This window comes from Methylomicrobium album BG8 (assembly GCF_000214275.2).
In the GTDB taxonomy this organism is placed as follows: domain Bacteria; phylum Pseudomonadota; class Gammaproteobacteria; order Methylococcales; family Methylomonadaceae; genus Methylomicrobium; species Methylomicrobium agile.
Window position 1 is genome coordinate 3758070 of the sequence record NZ_CM001475.1, and the last position, 22139, is coordinate 3780208.

General features: G+C 58.4%; 17 protein-coding genes and 2 tRNA genes. 9 read left to right on the top strand and 10 right to left on the bottom strand.

The features are described from left to right. The 4 genes from argS to METAL_RS16270 all read right to left on the bottom strand — a co-directional run bounded on the left by argS (position 1) and on the right by METAL_RS16270 (position 6395). Positions 1–1761: an arginine--tRNA ligase gene (gene argS / locus METAL_RS16255; RefSeq protein WP_005374051.1), complete on the bottom strand. Its 1761-nt coding sequence runs from the start codon at positions 1759–1761 to the stop codon at positions 1–3. A gap of 622 nt (positions 1762–2383) precedes the next feature. Further along, entirely contained in the window at positions 2384–4615 is a 2232-nt protein-coding gene (locus METAL_RS16260) for a primosomal protein N' (RefSeq protein WP_005374052.1), read from the bottom strand. A gap of 434 nt (positions 4616–5049) precedes the next feature. Beyond that, complete coding sequence (locus METAL_RS16265; RefSeq protein WP_005374053.1) at positions 5050–5589, bottom strand: disulfide bond formation protein B; 540 nt, start codon at positions 5587–5589, stop codon at positions 5050–5052. Between the two features lie 38 nt (positions 5590–5627). Then, the gene (locus METAL_RS16270) at positions 5628–6395 is read right to left on the bottom strand and encodes a sulfite exporter TauE/SafE family protein (protein ID WP_005374054.1); all 768 of its coding nucleotides are present in this window, start codon (positions 6393–6395) and stop codon (positions 5628–5630) included. Positions 6396–6509: 114 nt separating this feature from the next. On the opposite strand from METAL_RS16270, the gene METAL_RS16275 reads away from it, so the two are divergent. Then, complete coding sequence (locus tag METAL_RS16275) at positions 6510–7763, top strand: multifunctional CCA addition/repair protein (RefSeq protein ID WP_005374055.1); 1254 nt, start codon at positions 6510–6512, stop codon at positions 7761–7763. Positions 7764–7843: 80 nt separating this feature from the next. Here METAL_RS16275 and METAL_RS21875 read toward each other — a convergent pair whose 3' ends face one another. Next, entirely contained in the window at positions 7844–7969 is a 126-nt protein-coding gene (locus METAL_RS21875; RefSeq protein WP_281023967.1) for a hypothetical protein, read from the bottom strand. Between the two features lie 24 nt (positions 7970–7993). Here METAL_RS21875 and METAL_RS21170 point away from each other — a divergent pair, with 24 nt between their 5' ends. Further along, positions 7994–8362, top strand: coding sequence for a hypothetical protein (locus METAL_RS21170; RefSeq protein WP_213069406.1), 369 nt, complete (start codon positions 7994–7996; stop codon positions 8360–8362). 115 nt (positions 8363–8477) lie between these two features. Beyond that, positions 8478–8960, top strand: coding sequence for a YajQ family cyclic di-GMP-binding protein (locus METAL_RS16285; protein WP_005374057.1), 483 nt, complete (start codon positions 8478–8480; stop codon positions 8958–8960). Between the two features lie 156 nt (positions 8961–9116). Here the strand turns inward: METAL_RS16285 and METAL_RS16290 are convergent, their stop codons facing one another. From METAL_RS16290 to lon, 5 genes are all read right to left on the bottom strand, one after another. Beyond that, positions 9117–10997, bottom strand: a complete 1881-nt coding sequence (locus METAL_RS16290; protein ID WP_005374058.1) for a SurA N-terminal domain-containing protein — start codon at positions 10995–10997, stop codon at positions 9117–9119. Positions 10998–11220: 223 nt separating this feature from the next. Then, positions 11221–11297 (bottom strand) — tRNA-Asp (locus tag METAL_RS16295). A gap of 6 nt (positions 11298–11303) precedes the next feature. Then, positions 11304–11379: transfer RNA gene (locus METAL_RS16300), tRNA-Val, on the bottom strand. A 16-nt stretch (positions 11380–11395) separates the two neighbouring features. Further along, positions 11396–11665 carry an HU family DNA-binding protein gene (locus METAL_RS16305; RefSeq protein WP_005374059.1) on the bottom strand — a complete coding sequence of 90 codons (270 nt, stop codon included), beginning with the start codon at positions 11663–11665 and terminating at the stop codon, positions 11396–11398. 179 nt (positions 11666–11844) lie between these two features. After that, positions 11845–14277, bottom strand: coding sequence for an endopeptidase La (gene lon / locus METAL_RS16310; RefSeq protein WP_005374060.1), 2433 nt, complete (start codon positions 14275–14277; stop codon positions 11845–11847). A gap of 208 nt (positions 14278–14485) precedes the next feature. On the opposite strand from lon, the gene METAL_RS16315 reads away from it, so the two are divergent. The 6 genes from METAL_RS16315 (at position 14486) to METAL_RS16340 (ending at position 22080) form a co-directional block, all read left to right on the top strand. Beyond that, on the top strand, positions 14486–15034 hold the full coding sequence (locus METAL_RS16315; RefSeq protein ID WP_005374062.1) for a Slp family lipoprotein: 549 nt from the start codon (positions 14486–14488) through the stop codon (positions 15032–15034). Positions 15035–15538: 504 nt separating this feature from the next. Next, positions 15539–15952 (top strand): hypothetical protein, encoded by a 414-nt coding sequence (locus tag METAL_RS20130; RefSeq protein ID WP_005374063.1) that lies wholly within the window; start codon positions 15539–15541, stop codon positions 15950–15952. Between the two features lie 131 nt (positions 15953–16083). Next, entirely contained in the window at positions 16084–17385 is a 1302-nt protein-coding gene (locus tag METAL_RS16325) for a TolC family protein (protein WP_005374064.1), read from the top strand. Then, positions 17382–18719 (top strand): efflux RND transporter periplasmic adaptor subunit, encoded by a 1338-nt coding sequence (locus METAL_RS16330; protein ID WP_005374065.1) that lies wholly within the window; start codon positions 17382–17384, stop codon positions 18717–18719. The genes METAL_RS16325 and METAL_RS16330 overlap by 4 nt, the downstream gene beginning before the upstream one ends. Continuing rightward, positions 18719–21778: an efflux RND transporter permease subunit gene (locus tag METAL_RS16335; RefSeq protein WP_005374067.1), complete on the top strand. Its 3060-nt coding sequence runs from the start codon at positions 18719–18721 to the stop codon at positions 21776–21778. Before METAL_RS16330 ends, METAL_RS16335 begins: the two co-directional genes overlap by 1 nt. Further along, positions 21775–22080 carry a DUF3240 family protein gene (locus METAL_RS16340; protein ID WP_005374068.1) on the top strand — a complete coding sequence of 102 codons (306 nt, stop codon included), beginning with the start codon at positions 21775–21777 and terminating at the stop codon, positions 22078–22080. Before METAL_RS16335 ends, METAL_RS16340 begins: the two co-directional genes overlap by 4 nt. Positions 22081–22139: the final 59 nt, after the last annotated feature.

Genomic DNA, 22139 nt, shown 5'->3' on the forward strand with positions numbered 1-22139 from the left:
TTACATCGTTTCGGGCGAAGTGATCTTCAAGAGCCCCAAGCCGTTGGCGAGCACCTGCCTGACCGCGGCGATCAGGTTCAGGCGGGCGTTGCGCAGCGGCGCATCCTCGACCAGAAACGGGTGCGCGTTATAGTAAGCATGGAAATCGTTCGCCAGTTCGCGCAGGTACAGGATCAACTGGTGCGGCTCGTGCTGCAGCGCGGCGCGTTCGAGTATCTCCGGATAACGCGACAGCCGGCCCACCAGATTCAGCTCGTGCTCTTCCTTCAACAAACCCAGGCTGTCCATCCCGAGCCCAAGGTCCCTGTCCAGCCCTTTTTCGTCGAGCTGCCGAAACACGCTGCACACCCGCGCATGGGCGTACTGCACGTAGAACACCGGGTTCTCGTTGGTTCGGGAGGTCGCCAGTTTCAGATCGAAATCCATATGCTGCTCGGAACGGCGCAGCACGTAGAAGAAGCGCGCCGCGTCCCTGCCGACTTCGTTGCGCAGTTGCCTGAGCGTCACGAACTCGCCGGAGCGGGTCGACATCTGCACCTTTTCTTCGCCGCGGTACAGGGTCGCGAACTGCACCAGCAGCACCTTCAGCTTGTCCGCGTCGGCGCCCAGCGCGGTCATCGCGGCCTTGACCCGCGGAATGTAGCCGTGATGGTCCGCGCCCCAGATATTGATGAGTTCTTCGAAGCCGCGGTCCAGCTTGTTCATGTGGTAGGCGATGTCGGACGCGAAATAGGTGTATTGGCCGTTTTCGCGCTGCACCACGCGGTCCTTTTCGTCGCCCAGCCGGCTCGATGCGAACCAGACCGCGCCGTCCTTTTCATAAAGATGGCCGCCGGCGCGCAGCCGGTCGAGCGCCTTCGCGACCGAATCGTCGGCCATCAGGCGGCGCTCGGAGAACCATTCCTGGTATTCGACGCCGAATTCCCGGAGATCGTCCCGGATGTCGTCCAGAATGTCGTTCAGGCCGGCCTGGAAAAAATGCTCGTAATGTGCGCCGCCGAGCAGCTTCTTGGCCCTGGCGATCAGCGCGTCGATATGGATTTCCTTGTCGCCGCCCTGCGCTTCGTCGGGCGGAATATCCTCGAACACCGCCTGAGCCGGAAAACGGAACGCATCGCCCGAAGCACGGTGAATGGCCGAGGAAATGTCGCGCACGTATTCGCCGCGGTAGCCGTTGCTGGGAAAATGCAGCACCTCGCCACAGTCTTCGAGATAGCGGAGCCAGAGGCTGGTCGCCAGAATATCCATCTGCCGGCCCGCGTCGTTGACGTAATATTCGCGGTGCACGTCGAAACCGGCCGCTTCGAGCAGGTCCGCGACAACCGAACCGTAGGCCGCGCCGCGCCCGTGCCCCACATGCAAGGGACCGGTCGGATTGGCCGAGACGAATTCGACCTGAACCCGTTTGCCTACTCCCGTCTTGCTTAATCCGAATTCACTGCCCCGGTCATGAATCGTCCTGATGGTGTCGTACTGTCCGTGCGGATCGATAAAAAAATTGATGAAGCCGGGGCCGGCAATTTCCACCTGGGTGACCGCATCGTCTTCCGGCAGCGCGGCGGCGATCTTCTCGGCCAACTGGCGGGAATTCGACTTGGCGGCTTTAGCCAGCACCAGCGCCAGGTTCGATGCAAAATCGCCGTGCGCCGGGTCCCGGCTGTGCTCGATGTTAATAGCCGGATCGGCATCCTGCGGCAATGTGCCGTCGTTTTTCAACGTATCGACGGCCTGGCGTAACAGTACCTCTAATTTTTTTTTCATTACGGGTAAAAACGGGTAAAAGAATCGGAAAATATCTACGCATTATCTATCAAAATTACCCGATTATCCATTCGGTCATGATCAGGCTTGCGGAGTCACGCGCTCTGGATTCGGCGGCGAATGCGGGCGGGCCGGCGACCCGTCGCCGCTTTGGAAGGGTTCCGGGGCTCAGCCCGTGGTCAAGATAGTGCAGTTTCGTACCCGTTTTCCCTGTTTTAGTGCAGCCTGTCGCATCGCTTCCAAAAAAAGGTTTGAAAAAAACCGGGAAAACGCCCGGCGCTTGCCTCATTTCTTCTAGAAAACACCCTATGGCACGGGATATGCTTGAACATTATCGACGCCTGTCGATTCACAGACGGCTACCGCTTTCGTGTCAACGGCCCCGAAAGATGGCGAACATTCAATCGCCATCGACAACGGCCCCCATCGAGGCAAAGCGATTCGGCAGCAGCAAGGGCCGACTTTCCCTGACGCTCGGAGGTTCTCTGCCGCCGAGGCAGGCACAGCCCCCGCGCCCAGGCTGCCGGTCAAACCGCGCAATACGGTGCAACGGCCCTGCCTGTCCCTCCTCGCGGATTTCCCGGAGGAGGGGCAGCTCTTTGAGCAGCAAGCCCTATTCCCATCAATACAAATCCACCGGATCGACATCGAGCGACCAGCGCAGATTTTTTTCCTTTTTGATTTTGTCGATTTCAGGCAGCAGGCGATCCAGCAATCGCTGCAACGCCTGGCGGTTCGCATCCTGCAGCAGCAGCTGGTAACGGTACGAACCGGCCCGCTTCGCCATCGGCGCGGCCACTGGCCCCAGCACCAGCGTTCCGCCGGTCTGCCCGGCGGCGGCCAGATTCTTCACTGCTTCCAGAAACGCCTTGGGTTTGAAGGGATCGCCCGCCTGAACCCGAAACAGCGCCTGATGACTGAACGGCGGCAGCGCGGCCGCCTTGCGCTCGGCCAATGCCTGCCTCGCGAAACCGTTGTAACCCTCGCGAATCAGCGTGGTCAACAACGGATGCCCGGGATGCCGGGTCTGCAGGATGACGGAACCGGGCTTGTCCGCCCTGCCGGCGCGCCCGATCACCTGGACGATCATCTGCGCGAGTCTTTCGGCGGCATGAAAATCGATGCTGTACAGACCGCTGTCGGTGTCGAGGATCGCGACCAGGGTCACATTCGGAAAATGATGGCCTTTCGCGAGCATCTGCGTGCCCAGGATGATGTCCGCCCGGCCTTCGTTGATCTGCTTCAGGTAGTTTTCGAGCGAGCCTTTGCGCTGCGTGGTGTCGCGGTCGAGCCGGACGACCGCTTTATCCGGAAACAGCCCGGGCAGGATTTGTTCGACCCGTTCGGTGCCGAGTCCGAGCGGCCTCAAGGTGCTGCCGGTGCACGAAAGGCAGCTTTTGACCAGCGGCTGTTCGGCATCGCAATGGTGGCAGCGCAGCTTTTGTTCGCGGAAATGGATCACCAGATTCGCATCGCAATGAGTGCAACGAGCAACCCAGCCGCAGTCGTGGCAGATCAGCCTCGGCGCGAAGCCGCGCCGGTTCAGAAACAACAGCACCTGTTCGCCCTTCTCCAACGTCTGCCGGATCTCCGCAAGTAACGGTTCGGAAATGCCTTCTTGCAGGGGCTTGTTGCGGATGTCGAGCAAGCGGACCGCAGGCGCCGCCGCGTTGCCGGCGCGGTTAGGCAGCCGCAGCAGGCGGTAGCGCCCCGCTTGCGCGTTATACAGGCTTTCCAGCGAGGGCGTCGCCGAGCCGAGCAACGCCGGCACATTGGCCAGTTTGGCGCGGACGATCGCGACATCGCGGGCCGAAAAACGAAAGCTTTCCTGCTGCTTGAAGGAGGCGTCATGCTCCTCGTCCAGAATGATCAGGCCGAGCCTCGGCAGCGGCGTAAACAGCGCCGAGCGCGTGCCGAGCAGAATCGCGCCGGAGCCCTGCTGCATCGATAGCCAGGCATGCTGGCGCTGGGCGTCGGTCAGTTTCGAGTGCGAGACTTCGATCTCGACCGCAAAACGCTGCCTAAAGCGGTTCTCGAGCTGCGGCGTCAGGGTGATTTCGGGCAGCAGCACCAGCACCTGCAGGCCGCGTTCGAGCACCTTCCCAATGATCTGCATGTACACTTCGGTTTTGCCGCTGCCGGTCACGCCTTCGAGCAGGAATACGCCGAAACGGTCAAGCCCCGCGCAAACCTCGGCGACGGCGGCCGTCTGCTCGGGGTTGCATACGACCGGATTGCCTTTGACCGGCGGCGATTCGGCAACGGCGAACGCTATCTCGGCATCATCAAGCTGCAACAGCGCTTTTGCCGCCAGTTGCTTCAGGGCGGGCCGCCAATTATCGACCGACGCCGCCAGTTCGGCCTCGGATAGACCGTCCGGGCACTGCCGGAATGCTTCCAGCAACAGCTTCTGCCTCGGTGCTCTCTGCAATAATCCCGGTTCGAACTCCCGGCCTTGGGCGGTCAGCACATACCGTGCCGGCCGCCCGAGCACGGCAGCCCTGCCCTGCCGAAGCCCCGAGGGAAACGCCGAAGCAAAAACTTCGCCGAGCGGATGATGATAGTAGCGCGCCGCCCAATGCAGGAGACGCAAATCGCCCGGCGACAGCAAAGGTTCCCGATCGAGCACGCCGGCTATGGGTTTCAGCCGGACTCCGCTCACTTCACTGCGCTCCTCCAGGCTGACCAGATAACCGGTCTTTTGAACCCTGCCGAACGGCACCGACAGGCGAAGGCCGGGCTTCAGCCGTTCCGCGGCGATTGTTTCCGGGATTTCGTAATCGAATAAACGGTACAGCGGCACATCGACCGCCACGCGGAGAATCGGCGCTGCCTTTTCCTGCAACTTTGCCATACAAATTGAAACGGGAATTAAAAATGACCGCTAAGTGGCTCTATCTTGAGAACAACTCGGAGTTACCCACAAAAGCTGTGGATAAGTCTGTGGAAAAATACTTTCCAATGACGCTTAATTGCGGTTTTTATTGTGGTTTTGTTAATTTGGCCAAAAATTGGCCTCGCAATATTTTTATCTTATATCAATAACTTAGAAAGATATAAAAAAGCGAAAGCCTTGATTTAAAAAAATATTAGGCCAATAAAAGCAGGCGCCGAAGCACAAGTTCAAACCGGTGCATAACTTGTCAAGCCCGGGAAGAAAATGCGCCGTTTTAGATAAAAACGGCCAACGAAAAACCGGCTTCCCCCTGTCGAATGCGGCGAATGCTCCGTTTTGCCGGAGCCTGGATGGGCTACGCCGCTGCCGCACTTAGAATGAGGCGATCGGAATCAGTCCCTCGAAGATTCCGATCCACGCGGCCTGGCGTTCCAGAACTGCAGCAGGCTCAGCGCGGCCAGCATCAAAAAGGCGACCAAGGTCCAGGCCGGCATGCTCAGCCCCCAGAAAGTCCAGTCGACTTTTGCACAATCGCCCGTACCGCTCAGCATCAGTTTCAGCGTTTCGGTCAGCGGAAAATTGTTGAAGACGTATTCGAGCCCCGGGCCGCATTCGGGCACCTCTTCGGGCGGCAGATGCTGCAGCCAGACATGCCGGACCGACACCGCGCCGCCGCCCAGTGCGGCGAGCGTTCCCAAAATCGCATAAGCTTTGATGCCGGCGCGGCCCGGATTATGCAGTCCGGCAATCAGGAAAACGATCCCGGTCAGCAAGATCCCGATACGCTGGGAGATGCACAACGGGCATGGCTCCAGTCCGCCGACGAACTGGAAATAAGCGCCCATCGACAACAGAAAAACGCAGCCGAAGAATCCCAGAAAGAACCCTATGCGGGGAGTCAACCTTATCCGTTCCAGCCAATTTTTGTTCATTCAATACCCAAATCGTCATGCATGTAAAGCGAATCCGGCTAGAGCCAGATCATTTTGGCCGCCATGATCAGCAACAACAACGCGAAATAGCGTTTCAGTTTTTGCGCCGGAACGATCCCGGCCAGCTTCGCGCCGATCGGCGCGGTGAGCACGCTGGTCAATACGATTCCGGCGAACGCAGGCAGATAAATATACCCCAAACTCCATTCGGGCAACAGCGGCGCCTTGAAGCCCAGCAGGATATAACCGGCGGTTCCGGCAATCGCGATCGGCAGCCCGCAGGCGCTGGACACCGCGACCGCATTCCGGATGGGAATCCGGAAATGCACCAGATACGGCACAGTCAGCGAGCCGCCCCCAATCCCGATAATGGCCGATAGACTGCCGGTCAACAAGGCCATCGCATGATCCTGAAGCCGCGAAGAAGGTTTCCCGCCGACGTTCGGCTTTCTTTGCAGCGCCAACTGCAGCGCGACATACAACAGATAGATAACGAACACGATCCGCAATACCTCGCCCGAAATCCGGTCGGCAATCACCGTACCGAGTACCGCTCCCACCATGATGCCGGGCACCAGACGCCAAACCTTGTCCCAGATCACCGCGCCGAGCCGATGGTGCGCGATCACCGACGCGATCGAGGTCAGGATGATCGTCGCCAATGAAGTCGCGACCGACATGATCATCACCTGCCCCGGGGCGAACCCTTGCGCCGCGAACAACATCGCCAGCACCGGCACCATGATCAGGCCGCCGCCGATGCCGAAAAGTCCCGCAAACAAGCCGGCCACGGCACCCAGCAGCATGGCGGCTGAAAATAAAACGCTCACTTTTTCTCCCGAACCCGTTGACGGCTATCGGCTGCCGCCGTTTCGCCGTCTATGGTATGCTAAGAAGCTTCATCAATAAAGTCATCGCATATGGAAATTTATCTGGTCGGCGGCGCAGTGCGCGACAGTTTGCTGAAGCTTCCGGTCGAAGAACGCGATTGGGTCGTCATCGGCGAAACGAACGAGTCGATGATCCGCCGGGGATTTCGGCCGGTAGGCAAGGATTTTCCGGTGTTCCTGCATCCGGACAGCCACGAAGAATACGCGCTGGCCCGAACCGAGCGCAAAACCGCGCCCGGCTACAGGGGGTTTGCGGTGAACGCGGCGCCGGATGTCACCCTGGAGCAGGATTTGCTGCGCCGCGATCTGACGATCAATGCGATGGCGATGACCGCGGACGGCCGACTGGTCGACCCGTACGGCGGCCGCGCCGATCTTGAAAAGCGCATTTTGCGCCATGTTTCTCCGGCTTTCGCGGAAGATCCGGTACGAATTCTGCGGATTGCCCGCTTCGCAGCGCGCTATCAGCGTCTCGGCTTTACGGTCGCGCCGGAAACGCTCGCGCTGATGCGCAGGATGGTCGCGGCCGGCGAAGCCGACTTCCTGGTCCCCGAACGGGTCTGGGCCGAACTGGCGAAAGCCCTGAAAGAGCCCGGCCCGGCCGCATTTTTCCGGACGCTCAGAGACTGCGGCGCGCTCGCTGCCGTGTTTCCGGAAATCGACCGCCTGTTCGGCGTGCCGCAGCCCGAGAAGCATCATCCCGAAATCGACACCGGCGTGCATACGCTGATGTGCCTGGAACAGGCCGCACGGCTGTCCGATAAACCCGTCGTCCGGTTCGCCGCGCTGACGCACGATCTGGGCAAAGGGGTCACGCCGAAGAACAACTGGCCGCATCATTACGGCCACGAGCAGCTCGGACTCGGCGTGCTGGAAACAATGTGCGCGCGCCTGCGCGTGCCGAACGCGTTCAAGACGCTGGCGCTGCAGGTGGCCAAATTTCATACCCATTGCCATAAGGCGTTCGAACTGCGGCCGGGCACCCTGACCGATACGCTGGCCACGCTAGGAGCATTCAAACCTCGCCATTCGCTCGACGATTTTTTAGCGGCGTGCGAAGCGGATGCCAGAGGCCGCAAGGGCTTTGAAGGGCGGCCCTACCCGCAAGCCGAATTCATGCGCGGCGCGGCGCGGGCCGGCGCCGAGGCGGATACCGCCTCCATACTGAACGGCGGCCTGAAGGGACCGGAGATCGGCGAAGCGGTCCGCCTGGCGCGCATTGCGGTGATCGGCGATTTTACCCGGCAACATCTTGTGGGCCGGGAGATAAAGGAAAAACCTTGAGCAAGGCGAGAGAATGGTTTCTCCGGTATCCAAGTCCATGATGTTGAAGAGCGTCTCGATCGGGCTGGCCGACGGCCTCTTCAGCCGGTCAACTGTTCGGCAATCGGATTCATTCCGGTGATGGAACCCTGTCTGCCGGTCGTGATCAAGCCGTTGCCAATCGCCTGCAAAGTCACCGCCAACAACTGTTCGCGCTGCTTGAGCACTTTTAGGGTATGCTGTAGAACCTGATGGTTCTATTCCAGAATGCGTCCAAGCCGCGTCAATTCACCCTCGCCGGACAACGGATTTTTAACCGAAGGATCGTTTTCCGATATTTTTTTGACTGCAGCCGTTTTAAAAAATCCAGGACGGCCGCTTCGGTACGCTGGCGCATCAACCGCCCGCGTATTGTGGTAATCGAGCCCTACGACACCGGACAGCAAACCAATAAACGGCAAAAAACTGCTCAGCGGCAACCATATTTTGAGGCGGTAAGAACGGAAAGTCGTCCGGGTCATTCGATTGCCTCGACTTCATCCGGAATTGATTGTAGAGGGAAACAAAAAGCACTGCGCCCGATGCATCAGCAGGCAACATCGACACAGGCAAAGGCTTAGAAAAGTATGCATGGATTTCGGTATAGCTGGGGCACAAACTGATTCCGATAGACTCGCGGCCTATTCCTTATGAATTATAGTAAAATCTTCTTTTCTAACCAGCCGCTCTTTCGAAATGCCCTCTTTTGACATTGTTTCCGAATTCGATAAACAGGAAGCCCGTAACGCGGTGGATCAGGCCAACAAGGAAGTCTCGACCCGCTTCGACTTCAAAGGCACCCACTCCAGCTACGAACTGAACGACAATAAGCTCCTGATGACCTCCGGCTCGGAATTTCAACTGCAGCAAATGCTCGATATCGTACAGACCAAGCTGACCAAACGCGGCGTCGATATCGGCTGCCTGGACATTGCGGAACCTAAAGCGAGCGGCAAGGTCGTGCGCCAGGAAATCACGCTTAAACAGGGCATCGATCCGGCGCTGGCCAAAAAAATCGTCAAAATGATCAAGGACAAAAAATTGAAAGTGCAGGCCGCGATCCAGGGGGATCAGGTCCGCGTGACCGGCAAACAGCGCGACGATCTGCAGGAGGTGATTCAAATGCTGAAGCAGGAGAAGCTGGAGATGCCTCTGCAGTACATCAACTTCAGGGATTGATTTTCAATGGGTGAGTTCAACCGAAAATGGCTTTCCGGCCTAGCCTGCCAAGTTTTCAATGCCCGGCCGGCCTTTCGACAATAAGGCAGGTAGGGGTGGCCATGTCCCATCATCAGGACATACAAAAAAAGGGAGCCGAAGCTCCCTTTTTATTTTTTATTGCGTTTTGGCCTCGCCGGCGGACTGATTGATCTCGATATCCGCATCGGCTTCGAGCGTCGCCAGCATCGCATTGAAGTCGGCCTGTCCGAAAGCCCTGGCGATATTCTTGGTCGCCAGATCCATTTTCTTCTTGTCGTCCTCGCTCATCACGCCCGGCGCCACCTGGGTCAGGCTGGCCACGGCCTGCGAGCCGTCCGGCAGTTCGGCAACCAGAATCGTCGGCTTGCCTGCCTGAGGCTTCGCCGCTTTGAATACCGCCTCGCTGAGCGCGTCGGGTATCTCGGTCTTGCTGCGCGTATAGCCGGTCAGCGTTTTCACTTCGAGCTTCTCGTTCGCGGCCAGATTCGCCAGCGTCTCGCCGGAGCGCAATGCTTCCTTCAGTTTTTGCGCTTTTTCGAGGGCCTGCTTTTTGGCCTTCTCCGTCTGCAGTTGCGCGACGATGCCGGCTTTTACGCTGTCCAGCGCCTGGATCGCGGCCGGTTTATGATCGAGCTTGCGAAGCACGACCACATGCTCGGGGCTGACTTCGACCGGCGCGCTATTGTTGCCTTGCAGCACTTCATCGGAAAACGCCGCTTCGCGGATTTTCGGATTCGCGGCAATGCCGACGCCGGTCGCCTTGGTAAAGAAGTCGGTTTTATTCACCGTCAACCCCAGCGCCTTGGCGACCGCATCCAGATTATCCGGATTTTCGTAACTCATCTCGGCCAGTTTTTCGCCCGAATCGTAAAATACCGATTCGGCCTGCGCTTTCCGGTAAGCCTTCTCGACTTCGGCCTTCACTCTGTCGAACGGTTTCGTTTCTCCCGGCACCAGTTCGGTCACCTTGATCAGATGATAGCCGAACGACGATTTGACCGGCTCGGAGACTTCGCCCAGTTTAAGCTTGCCGACGGCCTCTTCGAACGCCTTTTCCATCGAGCCGGCATTGAACAGGCCCAAATCGCCGCCGTTCTTCGCGGTCAGCTTATCGTCGGATACTTCGGCGGCCAGTTTCGCGAAGTCTTTGTTCGCCAGTTCGGCTTTCGCTTTCTGCGCCTTGGCAAGCACGGCTTTTTCGTCGGTATCCTTATTGACCGCGAACAGGATATGGCTGATCTTGCGGCGTTCCGGCGTACTGTACTGATCCTTTTGCTCGGCGTAGTACGCTTTCAGCTTGTCCTCGGTGACTTCGACCTTCTGCGAAATCGCATCCAGCGACAACTCCACGTAGGCGACCGCGATCTGCTCAGGCGTTTTAAACCGATCCTGATGCTGCTGGTAATAAGCGTTGATTTCTTCGTTGGAAGGCTGTTCGGTCAGCTTCGGCAACGCCACGGTGACATAGTCGAAATCGCGCTGCTGATTCTGAATCTTGAAAAAACTCTCGACATCGTAAGGCGTCGCAAAACCGGTATCGGAAACGCTTTCTTGCAGTTGCTCCATGATCAGCGCATTCTTGATTCTCGCCACGAATTCGTTCGAATTCATCCTTTGCGCACTCAAGAGCGATTTGTAGCGCTGCTCATTAAATTTACCGTCGACCTTGAAGTAATCGAGATTTTTGATGAAATCGCGCGCTTCCTGATCGGTCGCGACCAAACCTTTCGCATGCGCATATTGCAACAGGACCTCGTCCTTGATCAGCTTGTCGAGCGCTTGCGCTTTCAACGTCCGTTCGTCGATGCCCAGGCCGCGGAACTGCTGCGCATACTGCTCATAGGCCCGGTTTACGTCGTTCTGATAAAAATCTTTATCGCCTACCGAAGCTACCGAGGCAACTTTCCCGGCATCAACATAATTCTGGATGCCCCATAACGCAAACGGGATACCGATCGCCAGCAAGATGACCCATGCGAACGCGCCTTGCGTCTTTTCTCTGATTGTCGTCAGCATATGCTTTTTACCTTAAAGAAACCCTCGATTGAAGGCAAAGCCCCATTGCCGTCAAGCCAATGACTGAAATTTTCCTCCTCCGGAAAGAGAAGGATCAATAAAGCGTCCCTGTATTCATTTCCTCTTTGCCCTTCCCTCGCGGAGGACCTTGACTTTATCGCAGTGCGGCAAAACCCGATTAAAAAAAAAGCCCCGGACCGAAAGGTACGGGGCTTTCTTGTTTTGGCGGAGCGGACGGGGCTCGAACCCGCGACCCCCGGCGTGACAGGCCGGTATTCTGACCAACTGAACTACCGCTCCAAAGTCTGGTGGGTGCTGAGGGGTTCGAACCCCCGACCCTCGCCTTGTAAGGGCGATGCTCTCCCAGCTGAGCTAAGCACCCGACTTAAAGATTGCCATTATACAGCATCTTTTAAAGATTTGCCAACCTTAAATGAAGGAATTTTTGCAGCCTTGATCGTAATTTCTTCTCCGGTCTGCGGATTACGGCCCTTGCGCTCGGGTCTTTCCTTCACGGAAAACGTGCCGAAACCGACCAGCGTGACCGAATCGCCGGCTTTCAGGGCTTCTTCCACGGCTTTGGTGAAGCCGTCCAGAGCGCGACCGGCGTCAGCCTTGGTCAAGCCGGAAGACTGTGCGATTGCGTCGATTAATTCCGATTTATTCATTATTGTTCCCCCTTAGGAAGTTCTATTCTATGTTCGTTCAGTAAAACCCGGTTCAATCCTTATGGGCGCGAAAACCACACAGGAAGCTACAGTTATATCAAGCGCGATTCCTTACTGTCAAGCCTGGAACGCTTGAAATAACTGCATTTCCGCGCTTTCGCCGCAAAAAGCGGCAAAGCTTAATGCGCGGTTACTCCCTGGTTTTTTACTTTCACGGAATCCAGGTCGGCCTTACTTTTTTCCTCGGCCTCGTCGCTCGCCGCGGGTGTCGGCAGATACTGCAAGGCAACCGCCAGCACTTCGTCGATCCAGTGCACCGGCTTAATATCCAGATTTTGTTTGATATTTTCCGGAATGTCCGCCAAATCTTTCGCATTATCGGCCGGAATCAGCACGGTAGTGATCCCCCCCCGGTGGGCGGCCAGCAGTTTTTCCTTCAGGCCGCCGATCGGCAGCACTTCGCCGCGCAGCGTAATTTCGCCGGTCATCGCCACGTTTGCGTGGACCGGGATTTTGGTCAGCGCGGAAATGATCGCCGTGCACATCCCGATGCCCGCGCTCGGGCCGTCTTTCGGAGTCGCCCCTTCCGGGACGTGAATATGGATGTCGTTTTTCTGGAACACGTCGTTGCCGATGCCGAAAGCCTTCGCACGGCTTCTGACCACGGTCATCGCCGCTTCGATCGACTCCTTCATCACTTCGCCGAGCTTACCGGTCGAAGAATGCTTGCCCTTGCCTGGAATCACCGCGGTTTCGATCGTCAAAAGTTCGCCGCCGACTTCGGTCCAGGCCAGGCCGGTCACCTGTCCGATCTGATCCTGCTCTTCGGCCAAGCCGAAATCGAAACGCCGAACCCCCAGGAAGCTGTCCAGATTTTCCGGCGTGACCTCCATCTTGCGTCCGGCCGGCTCCAGCAGCAGCGACTTGACCACTTTCCGGCAAACCTTCGAAATATCGCGCTCCAGGCCCCGAACGCCCGCTTCGCGGGTGTAATAGCGGATCATGTCGCGCACGGCGGCCTCGCTGATCTCGATCTCGTGCACTTTCAGGCCGTTGTTCCGGATCTGTTTCGGAATCAGGTAACGCATCGCGATATTGATTTTTTCGTCCTCGGTATAGCCCGCCAGACGAATCACCTCCATCCGGTCCAACAGCGCCGGCGGAATGTTCATCGTATTCGCGGTCGCGACGAACATCACGTCGGACAGGTCGAAATCGACCTCCAGATAGTGGTCCGAAAACGTATGATTTTGCTCGGGGTCCAGCACCTCCAGCAAGGCCGAGGCCGGGTCGCCGCGAAAATCGGCCGCCATCTTGTCGATTTCGTCGAGCAGAAACATCGGGTTGCGTACCTTCACCTTGGCAAGATTCTGCAGGATCTTGCCCGGCATCGAGCCGATATAGGTGCGCCGGTGCCCGCGAATTTCGGCTTCGTCGCGCACCCCGCCCAAGGCCATGCGCACATACTTGCGGTTGGTCGCGCGCGCAATCGACTCGCCGAGCGAGGTCTTGCCGACGCCCGGAGGCCCCACCAGGCACAGGATCGGCCCTTTCAGCTGTTTGACGCGCTGCTGCACGGCCAGGTATTCGAGAATCCGTTCCTTGACCTTTTCGAGCCCGAAATGATCCTCTTCCAACACCTGCTCTGCGATTTTCAGATCGTTGCGGACTTTGGTCTTTTGCTTCCACGGCACGCTGACCATCCAGTCGATGTAGTTCCTGACCACGGTCGCTTCGGCCGACATCGGCGACATCAGCTTCAGCTTGTTCAACTCCGCCAGCGCCTTGGCCTTGGCTTCCTTGGGCATGCCGGCTTCTTCGATCTTGCGTTCGAGGTCCTCGACTTCGTTCGGCGCATTTTCGATTTCGCCCAGCTCCTTCTGAATCGCCTTCATCTGCTCGTTCAGGTAATATTCGCGCTGGTTCTTTTCCATCTGCTGCTTCACGCGCACACGGATGCGTTTTTCCATTTCGAGCAGATCGACTTCGCTTTCCATGTAAGTCATCAAACTTTCCAGGCGCTTGCCGATCTCCACCGTTTCGAGGATCGCCTGCTTCTCGTTGACCTTCAACGCCATGTGCGCGGCGATCGTATCGGCCAGGCGGCTCAGGTCGTCGATGCCGGCCAGCGCATTCAGCACTTCGGGCGGTATCTTGTTGTTCAGCTTGACGTACTGGTCGAACGAACTGATCGCGGTACGCTGCAGGACTTCCTGCTCCTGTTCGGACAGGACGAGTTGTTCTTCGATGGTGGCAACGGAGGCCGAAAAATAACTGCCGGTTTCCTTATACTTTAAAACCTGGCTGCGCTCGCTGCCTTCGACCAGCACCTTGACCGTGCCGTCGGGCAGTTTCAGCAACTGCAAAATATTGGCCAGCGTACCGACCCGGTAAAGGTCATCGAAATCGGGCTCGTCGACTTCCGCTTCGCGCTGGGCGACCAGCAGAATCTGCTTGTTTTCCTTCATCGCCGCGTCCAGCGCATCGATTGAACGCTCCCGGCCGACGAATAACGGAATCACCATGTGCGGATAAACCACCACATCGCGGAGCGGCAATACCGGCAGCAGCAATCGGGGTTGTTGTATGTCTAAATCTTTTTGCGTGTCCATTTCAGGAACCTTCGGCACTATTCTTTAGGAGTAAAAATTATGGGGACGCCTTGAAAAATAACAACCGTTCAAGAAAATTATTCCCCTCATTCAAAGTCTTAATTTGTGTTCTTTTTTTGACAATTTACCATATAACTCCGCTAATATCCGATCGAAAATTTTTTAAACCGCGAAATATCCTCTTCAAACCGGCTATGGAGACCCTCCGATGAAGTATTTGCCATTGCTCATTCTCTGCTTGTCGTTAACCGCCTGCTCCACCTTGCCGCCGGCCATTGAAAACCCGCCCGCGGTCGATATTTCGTATTCCCAAGCAACCGGCGATATTGCCCACTACCGGAAATATCCGGTGCGCTGGGGAGGGGTGATCATTGACGTGCTGAACGAGCAATCGTTCAGCCGGCTCCAGGTCATTGCCTATCCGCTGAACAGCTACGGGCGCCCGGTCCGGGACAAACCGCCGCAAGGACGTTTTTACATCTACAGCAATACGTTTCTCGATCCAGCGATCTATGAGAAAGATAAAGAGGTCACTGCGGCCGGAGTGCTGAAGGGCGACGAAGCGTTGATGGTTGGGAAAAAAAACCTCAGGCTGCCGGCGCTCCAGGCCACTACGCTGCATCTATGGCCCCAATACGAACGCATGCCTTATTATTACAACGGCGGCTTCGGCCCCGGCGGCTTCTATCCCTATCCGGGCTATTACGGGTATCCTTATTTCTGGGGCGGATACTACGGCTATTATCCCCGTTACTAGAGCATTTTCGCTTTGGGTCTATGGCCTTCGTAAGGAAAGCACGTCATTCCGGCAGAGCCTGCCCCGGTCAGGGATTGAGACGACTGCACTCGTAGGGTACGCTGTGCGTACCTTTCGACATTGAGGGTACGCACAGCGTACCCTACGAGGTTGGACTTAACGGCAGGGCACCCTTCAGACGGTAAGGACTTCCCTAAAAAACGATATGAAAATGCTCTAGCGGAACGCGAATCGGCCCCATCCTTTGACGGATGTCCTTGCGTCAGGGGCCGACGCATCCTTTTACGGCGAGAGCCTCGACAATGGCCGCGACAAGGGAGGAAAAGCCGTTGTCCAAGCGCGGTCAAATAATCGAGAAACGCTGCCTTACCGGATTCGGATCGGTGATCCTACGCTTCGATGACGCCGGTTCCGCTTCCCAAAACCGGCCGGCAGCCACTTAAATTTCGGATTTGAATTCGGTTTAAAGCGTATAATGCGGGAACCGATTCCATCGTCACCCCCATGTTGTTATCGAGTCGTTCATTTTTACCGCTTTTGCTGGTCATTCTGCAATTTTTTGCCCCGCTGCTGCACGCGCATACCAGCCAGCCAGACCCGCAGTTCGGCCTGCACGTTCCGGGGCTTGAAGCTTACGGCGCACCCGCCGGCGGCGTGATCGCCGCTCAGCCCGAGTCAAGCTATGCGGACGCCGCGGACTGCATCGTTGCGGTCGATGACGGTTTCCGTGAAAAACAACCCGGCCTCTCCGGCAAGCCTTTTCCCGACGGCACCGGTCCGGCACTTCTGCCCCGGCTTTTCTGCCCCGATGCCTCTCCCGCCGTATCCCAGACGGAATTTCCTCAGCCCCTGCTGCCCGCTTCGCGGCATCGTTCGCCTTCCCCCGCCGCTCCGCGCGCACCTCCGCCGGCCGCATAACGGCCTGTTCCATTCCTTAATCGGAAGTTTAAGTCGCCAGGTTTAGACGCTCGCCGCGCATTCGCGCGCGGTCGCGCGTCACTGCCTGCCTCATCCGGAGCGGCGCTGCCGCCGCATTGAGCATTGAACCTATGAATGCATTGAATCTTTATCCGTCCGGCCGCGCTGCCGCAGCTCTGGGCGCGGCTCTATTGTCTTTCGCTACGCAGGCGGAAGATATCGCCCGGCCGCCGGAATTCCATCGGAACATTCAACCGACTATCGACCATTTCGATCCGATCGAAGTCGATCCCACCTTGAATCTGACCCAAGTGATCGACCTGACGCTGGAAAAATATCCCGACTCCGCCTGGCTCGCCGCGCAGGAAGCGGAAGCGGCGGCGATTCTGGAGCGCAGCAAAAGCTGGACATCCGGAGCCGCGCGGGCGGGACTGGCGTATCAGGAAGCGACCAGCGGCACGCTGCACTATATCGACGCGATCGTACAGGTGCCTTTGTGGAACCCCGGCCAGCGCGATGCGGAACGCAGCCTGGCCGACCGCGCGCAAGCAGACGCCGAATCGCAATCGAAGGCAGTCCGCCTGCGCGTCGCCGGCCTGATCCGCACCGCGCTTTGGGACATGGAACTGCAAAAAGTCCGCCATCAGCAGGCGCTGGCCGAAGTCGACACTTACGGACAGTTATTCGACAAAATCCGGCGCCGGGTCGAGCTGGGCGATCTGCCTGAAGCCGACCTGCTGCTGGCGGAAACCGAACTCCTGCAAAAACGTTCGGCCCTGACCCTGGCCGAAGCGGAATTCATGCACGCGCGCAAACGCTACGCGACGATCACCCAGACTTCCCGCATTCCGCCTGAATTCAACGAAAATCTGGCAGAGCTGGGCGAGATTCAAAAAATCCATCCGGCCCTGGCGGCCTTGAACGGCCGGATCGAACGCAAGAAAGCCCAGATCGAAGCGTTGAGATTGACCGGCTCCGGCCAGCCGGATCTGACCGTAGGCATCAACAGCGACCGTCCGAGCGATCACGATTCGCGCAGTAACAATACCGAAAGCTTCAACATCGCCGTTTCGGTGCCCTTCGGCGGCAGCGCGCACCTGCAGCCGCAGATTGCCGCGCTGCAGGTTGAGGAATCCCGTCTGCTGGCCGATTATCAACAGCTTTATCGGGACCTGGAGTTGGCGCATCACGAAGCCGAACACAACCTCGAAGTGAACAAGGCGGAGCTGAAAATCGCCGAAGAAATGCGACAGGTCGCCGAAGCCCACATGCGGATGATGGAAATCAGCTTTTCGGCCGGTGAAATCGATTTGATGGATTTGCTGCGAGTCAAGGCCAGAACCCAGCAGGCGATTCTGAATGCGAAGGAACGCTCGGTGATCCTGCAGCGCGATATTGCGCTTTACAATCAGACGGTAGGAATGATGCCATGAAAAAGCGAATCGAGTACAAGGCGCACGATACAAGATACAAGGGTTTCGCATGCGCAAGCGAACTGGAACCTGAATATTTTTTCCGCGCCTCTTCATCAAAAAGCGCTCCGAACCATCGGCTTTATCCATATCTTCCGATCTGTAGGGTACGCTGTGCGTACCGTTTTCGCAGCGTCTTTGCTCGGCCGGAAAAAAGATACGCGCAGCGTACCCTACGCGGGCTGGTTTTCGCCTTGTGGCTTGCACCGTCCACGCTGTTTTTTTCCGCTTCGGTGCTGGCAGCCGAAAACAGCATCGCGATTGCCGCCGACCATCTAAAAAATCTGGGCGTCGTGCTCGGCAAACCGGAACCGGTCACACAAATCCCGCTGCTGACCGCCCCGGCCAAAGTCGTGGTGCCGCCTTCCGAGGACTATCTGGTCAGCGCATCCCAGTCCGGATTGATTACCCGGCTGCATGCCTCGATCGGCGAAACGGTCAAAAAAGGCCAGGTGCTCGCAGAATTGAACAGCCCGGACCTGTTAACCCTGCAGCGCGAATATCTGAAAGCGGAAAGCGCGCTACAACTCGGCTCATTGGTCTTCCGGCGCGATAAAAAGCTGTTCGAGGAAGGGGTGATTCCCGAACGCCGCTGGCAGGAAACCGCCAGCCAGTATCGCGCCTTTGCGTCCGAAGCCAGCGAGCACCGGCAACTGCTCGAAATCGCCGGGATGACCGATGCCGAAATCGAGCGGCTGAAAAACACCCATCGCCTGAGCGGCCAACTGCAGGTACGGTCGCCGATCGCCGGCACCGTGATGGAACGCATGGCCGTTGCCGGCTCGCGCGTCGATGTGCTGGCCCCGTTGTACCGGATCGCCGATCTGAGCGAGCTCTGGCTCGAAATCAGCATTCCTCAGGAACGCGCGGCCGAAGTCAAAATCGGCGATAGCGTGGAGCTTGAAAATGCCGAACCGCAGAACGGCGCCGCCACGGCGAAAATCGGTCTGCTCAGCCAAAACGTGAATCCGGAGAATCAAACGGTGCTGGCCAGAGCCGTGATCGAGGGCAAACAGCCCGCGATTCGTCCGGGCCAGCGCATCAATATCCGGATCATCCGGACGGCGGAAAGGCCGGCTTACCGGGTGCCGAGCACCGCGATCGCCCAGCACGAAGGCCGCGCGTACCTGTTCATCCGGAGCGCCAGCGGCTTTGATGTCGCGCCGGTCGACGTGATCGGCAGGCAGGGCGAGTCTTCGATCGTCGCGGGCAATCTGGCCGGCACCGAAGAGATCGCGGTCAAAGGCGCGGTGGCGCTGAAAGCGAACTGGCTCGGACTCGGGAGCGGCGAATAATGGCGCGGCTGATTCAATTCGCGCTAAGCCAGCGCATCCTGATCCTGCTGTCGATGCTGCTGCTGGCGGGCGCCGGCTACCATGCGTTCACGCATATCCCGATCGACGCCTTTCCGGAAGTCTCGCCGACCCAGGTCAAGGTGATCGTGAAGGCGCCCGGCATGACCCCCGAGGAGGTCGAGGCGCGCATCACCGCGCCGATCGAAATCGAACTGCTGGGCATCCCGCATCAAGTGATGCTGCGCTCGGTCGCCAAATACGCGCTGACCGACATCACCGTCGACTTCAGCGAAGGCACCGACATTTACTGGGCGCGCCAGCAGATCGCCGAACGCCTGAACACGCTGTGGAGCGACTTGCCGCCGGGCATCGAAGGCGGGATCGCGCCGATGACCACACCGCTCGGCGAAATGTACATGTTTTCGATCGAAGGCGGCGATTTGAACCTGATGGAACGGCGCGACCTGCTCGACTGGGTGATCCGCCCTGCGCTGCGGACCGTACCCGGCGTCGCGGACGTGAATTCGCTCGGCGGCCTGGTCAGAAGCTTCGAAGTGGTTCCCGACAATATGCGGATGGCGGCGCGCGGCATCACGATCGACCAATTGATTCACGCGATCGAAGCGAACAACCGCAACGACGGGGCGGGAAGAATGGTCGACGGCGAGGAAGCCTTGATCGTGCGCGCCGAAGGCCGGATCAAAACGCTCGCCGACCTCGGCGGGACTGTGATCGATACCAAAAACGGCACCCCGATTACCGTCGGCGACGTCGCCGAAGTCAAAATCGGCGCCTTGACCCGCTACGGCGCGGTCAGCAAAAACGGCAAGGGTGAAGCGGTCACCGGCCTGGTCTTGAGCCTGCGCGGTGCGAATGCCCGGCAAACGATCGCAGGAATCGAGGACAAACTGGCCGAGATCCGTCCCGGCTTTCCGTCCGGTGTCGACGTGAAGGTGTTCTACAACCGCGGCAATCTGATCGACAAGGCGGTCGATACGGTGCTGCATGCGCTGTTCGAAGCGATCGCGCTGGTCGTGGTACTGTTGATCGCATTTCTGGGCAACCTCAGAGCGGCGGTCACCGTGGCGCTGGCGTTGCCGATGGCGGCGCTGTTCACTTTTATATTAATGAATGCGATGGGCATGTCGGCGAATCTGATGAGCCTCGGCGGCCTGGCGATCGCGATCGGGATGCTGGTCGATGCGGCCGTCGTGGTTGTCGAAAACATCATCACCCATCTCGCGCACACCGAGAAAGCCCGCCGCCTGCCGCGGCTGCACGTGATCTACCGCGCCGCGCGCGAAGTCGCCGCGCCGGTCACGTCGGGCATTCTGATCATCATCATCGTGTTCCTGCCGCTGTTGACGCTGCAAGGCCTCGAAGGCAAATTGTTCACCCCGGTCGCGCTGACTATCGTCTTCGCGCTGAGCGGCTCGCTGGTATTGTCGCTCAGCGCGATTCCGGTCGTCTCTTCGTTTCTGCTCAAACAGGTCTTCCATGAAGAACCGTGGCTGCCGAGGCAATTGTTGAAACTGTACCGGCCGCGGCTGGACTGGTGCCTGAACAACCCCAAAAAACTGTTCGGTGCGGCGGGCATCTTGCTGGTACTAACCGCGCTCGTCTTTACCCGGATCGGCAGCACCTTCATGCCGACGATGGACGAGGGCGACATCATCGTGCAGCTCGAAAAACTGCCGTCGATTTCGCTGGAACAGTCGGTCGCGCTGGACGGACAGGTACAGAAAAACCTGCTGAAACATATTCCCGAGATCGACACGATCGTCTCCCGGGTCGGCTCGGACGAACTCGGCCTGGACCCGATGGGTTTGAACGAAACCGACACGTTCCTGGTGCTGAAACCGAAAGCCGAATGGCGGATGCAAAGCAAAGACGCGCTGATCGAGAAAATCCGCCAGGTCATGGCCGAAACGCCCGGCATCGCGTTCGGCTTTACCCAGCCGATCGAGATGCGCGTTTCGGAGATGCTGACCGGCACGCGCGGCGACGTGGCGGTCAAGCTGTTCGGCAGCGACCTGAACGTCCTCGCCGAAAAGGCCGAACAGATCGGCGGGATTTTGCGCGGCATCGAAGGATCTTCCGACGTGTTCGTCAAGCAGAACAGCGGCATGCAGTTCCTGCAGGTCAGGATCGACAAAGCGCGCGCGGGCCGGCTCGGCCTGGACAGCGACACGGTGGAAAAGCTGCTGCGTTCGCAAATCGAAGGGCTGAAGCTCGGCATCGTCCAGGAAGGCATCAAGCGCACCCCGTTAATTCTACGCGGCGACAGCAATACCGCCAATTTCGACAATCTGCAGATCGCGCTGCCGGGCGGCGGCCATGTGCCGATCACCGGCATCGCCGAACTCGAAAAAGTCGAAGGGGTGGTCGCGATCGGCCGGGAGAAAGGGCAACGCTTTACGGTCGTGCGCAGCAACGTGCAGGGCCGCGATCTGGTCAGTTTCGTCGACGAGGCCCGGCAAAAAGTCAGTGAACAGGTCAAACTGCCGACCGGCTACACGGTCGAATTCGGCGGCCAGTTCGAAAACCAGCAGCGCGCGGCCGCGACGTTGTCGGTCGTGGTGCCGGTTTCGCTGGGCCTGATCTTCCTGCTGCTGTTTTCGACCTTCGGCTCGGTGCGCCAGGCCGCGCTGGTGCTGTCGAACATTCCGCTGGCAATGATCGGCGGGGTGTTCGGCCTGTGGATTTCCGGCGAATACCTGTCGGTGCCCGCCTCGGTCGGCTTCATCGCGCTGCTCGGCATTGCGGTGCTGAACGGGGTGGTGATGGTCAGCTATTTCAATCAGCTCCTGGCGGCCGGGATGGGACTTGCCGAGGTCGTGGTGATCGGCTCCGCCCGGCGCCTGCGGCCGGTGCTGATGACCGCCGGCATCGCGGCGTTCGGACTGATTCCGCTGCTGTTCGCGACCGGACCCGGTTCCGAAATCCAGCGCCCTCTGGCGATCGTGGTGATCGGCGGGCTGGTGTCGTCGACCTTCTTGACCCTGTTCCTGTTGCCGATCCTGTTCAAACGGTTCGGCCGCGCCCCGGAGAATGCATGAGCGACAAAGAATTTCTGGTGACTCTGAACGTGCCGATCGGCCTTGAAGAAGCGATCGTCGACTGCCTTTTAACCTTCGAATCCGAGCACGGCTTCAGCAGCTTTCCGGTTTATGCCCACGACCACCGCAACGAAGGACTGTCGCTCGCCGAACAGGTTCTCGGCCGGCAAAAACGGCTTCGGTTTCAAATGTATGTCGAAGAAGCGGTGCTGTCATCGTTGCTGGCGCGGCTGCGGGAAGAATTTGCCGGCGCGGGCATTCGCTATTGGGTGATGCCGGTCATCGATAGCGGGCTTATCTGACCGGAATGCGTTTATGTTCGGCTCCGTACCGACATTGACTGCCGTCGAACCTAAAATTC

Coding starts and splice junctions, on each gene's coding strand:
- METAL_RS16260 (WP_005374052.1), bottom strand. CDS start 4,615: ATGGCAAAGTTGCAGGAAAAGGCAGCGCCGATTCTCCGCGTGGCGGTC.
- METAL_RS21170 (WP_213069406.1), top strand. CDS start 7,994: ATGGTTCTATTCCAGAATGCGTCCAAGCCGCGTCAATTCACCCTCGCC.
- METAL_RS16325 (WP_005374064.1), top strand. CDS start 16,084: ATGAATGCATTGAATCTTTATCCGTCCGGCCGCGCTGCCGCAGCTCTG.
- METAL_RS16265 (WP_005374053.1), bottom strand. CDS start 5,589: ATGAACAAAAATTGGCTGGAACGGATAAGGTTGACTCCCCGCATAGGG.
- METAL_RS16315 (WP_005374062.1), top strand. CDS start 14,486: ATGAAGTATTTGCCATTGCTCATTCTCTGCTTGTCGTTAACCGCCTGC.
- METAL_RS16275 (WP_005374055.1), top strand. CDS start 6,510: ATGGAAATTTATCTGGTCGGCGGCGCAGTGCGCGACAGTTTGCTGAAG.
- METAL_RS16290 (WP_005374058.1), bottom strand. CDS start 10,997: ATGCTGACGACAATCAGAGAAAAGACGCAAGGCGCGTTCGCATGGGTC.
- METAL_RS16270 (WP_005374054.1), bottom strand. CDS start 6,395: ATGCTGCTGGGTGCCGTGGCCGGCTTGTTTGCGGGACTTTTCGGCATC.
- METAL_RS16285 (WP_005374057.1), top strand. CDS start 8,478: ATGCCCTCTTTTGACATTGTTTCCGAATTCGATAAACAGGAAGCCCGT.
- argS (WP_005374051.1), bottom strand. CDS start 1,761: ATGAAAAAAAAATTAGAGGTACTGTTACGCCAGGCCGTCGATACGTTG.
- METAL_RS16335 (WP_005374067.1), top strand. CDS start 18,719: ATGGCGCGGCTGATTCAATTCGCGCTAAGCCAGCGCATCCTGATCCTG.
- METAL_RS20130 (WP_005374063.1), top strand. CDS start 15,539: ATGTTGTTATCGAGTCGTTCATTTTTACCGCTTTTGCTGGTCATTCTG.
- METAL_RS16340 (WP_005374068.1), top strand. CDS start 21,775: ATGAGCGACAAAGAATTTCTGGTGACTCTGAACGTGCCGATCGGCCTT.
- METAL_RS16330 (WP_005374065.1), top strand. CDS start 17,382: ATGAAAAAGCGAATCGAGTACAAGGCGCACGATACAAGATACAAGGGT.
- lon (WP_005374060.1), bottom strand. CDS start 14,277: ATGGACACGCAAAAAGATTTAGACATACAACAACCCCGATTGCTGCTG.
- METAL_RS16305 (WP_005374059.1), bottom strand. CDS start 11,665: ATGAATAAATCGGAATTAATCGACGCAATCGCACAGTCTTCCGGCTTG.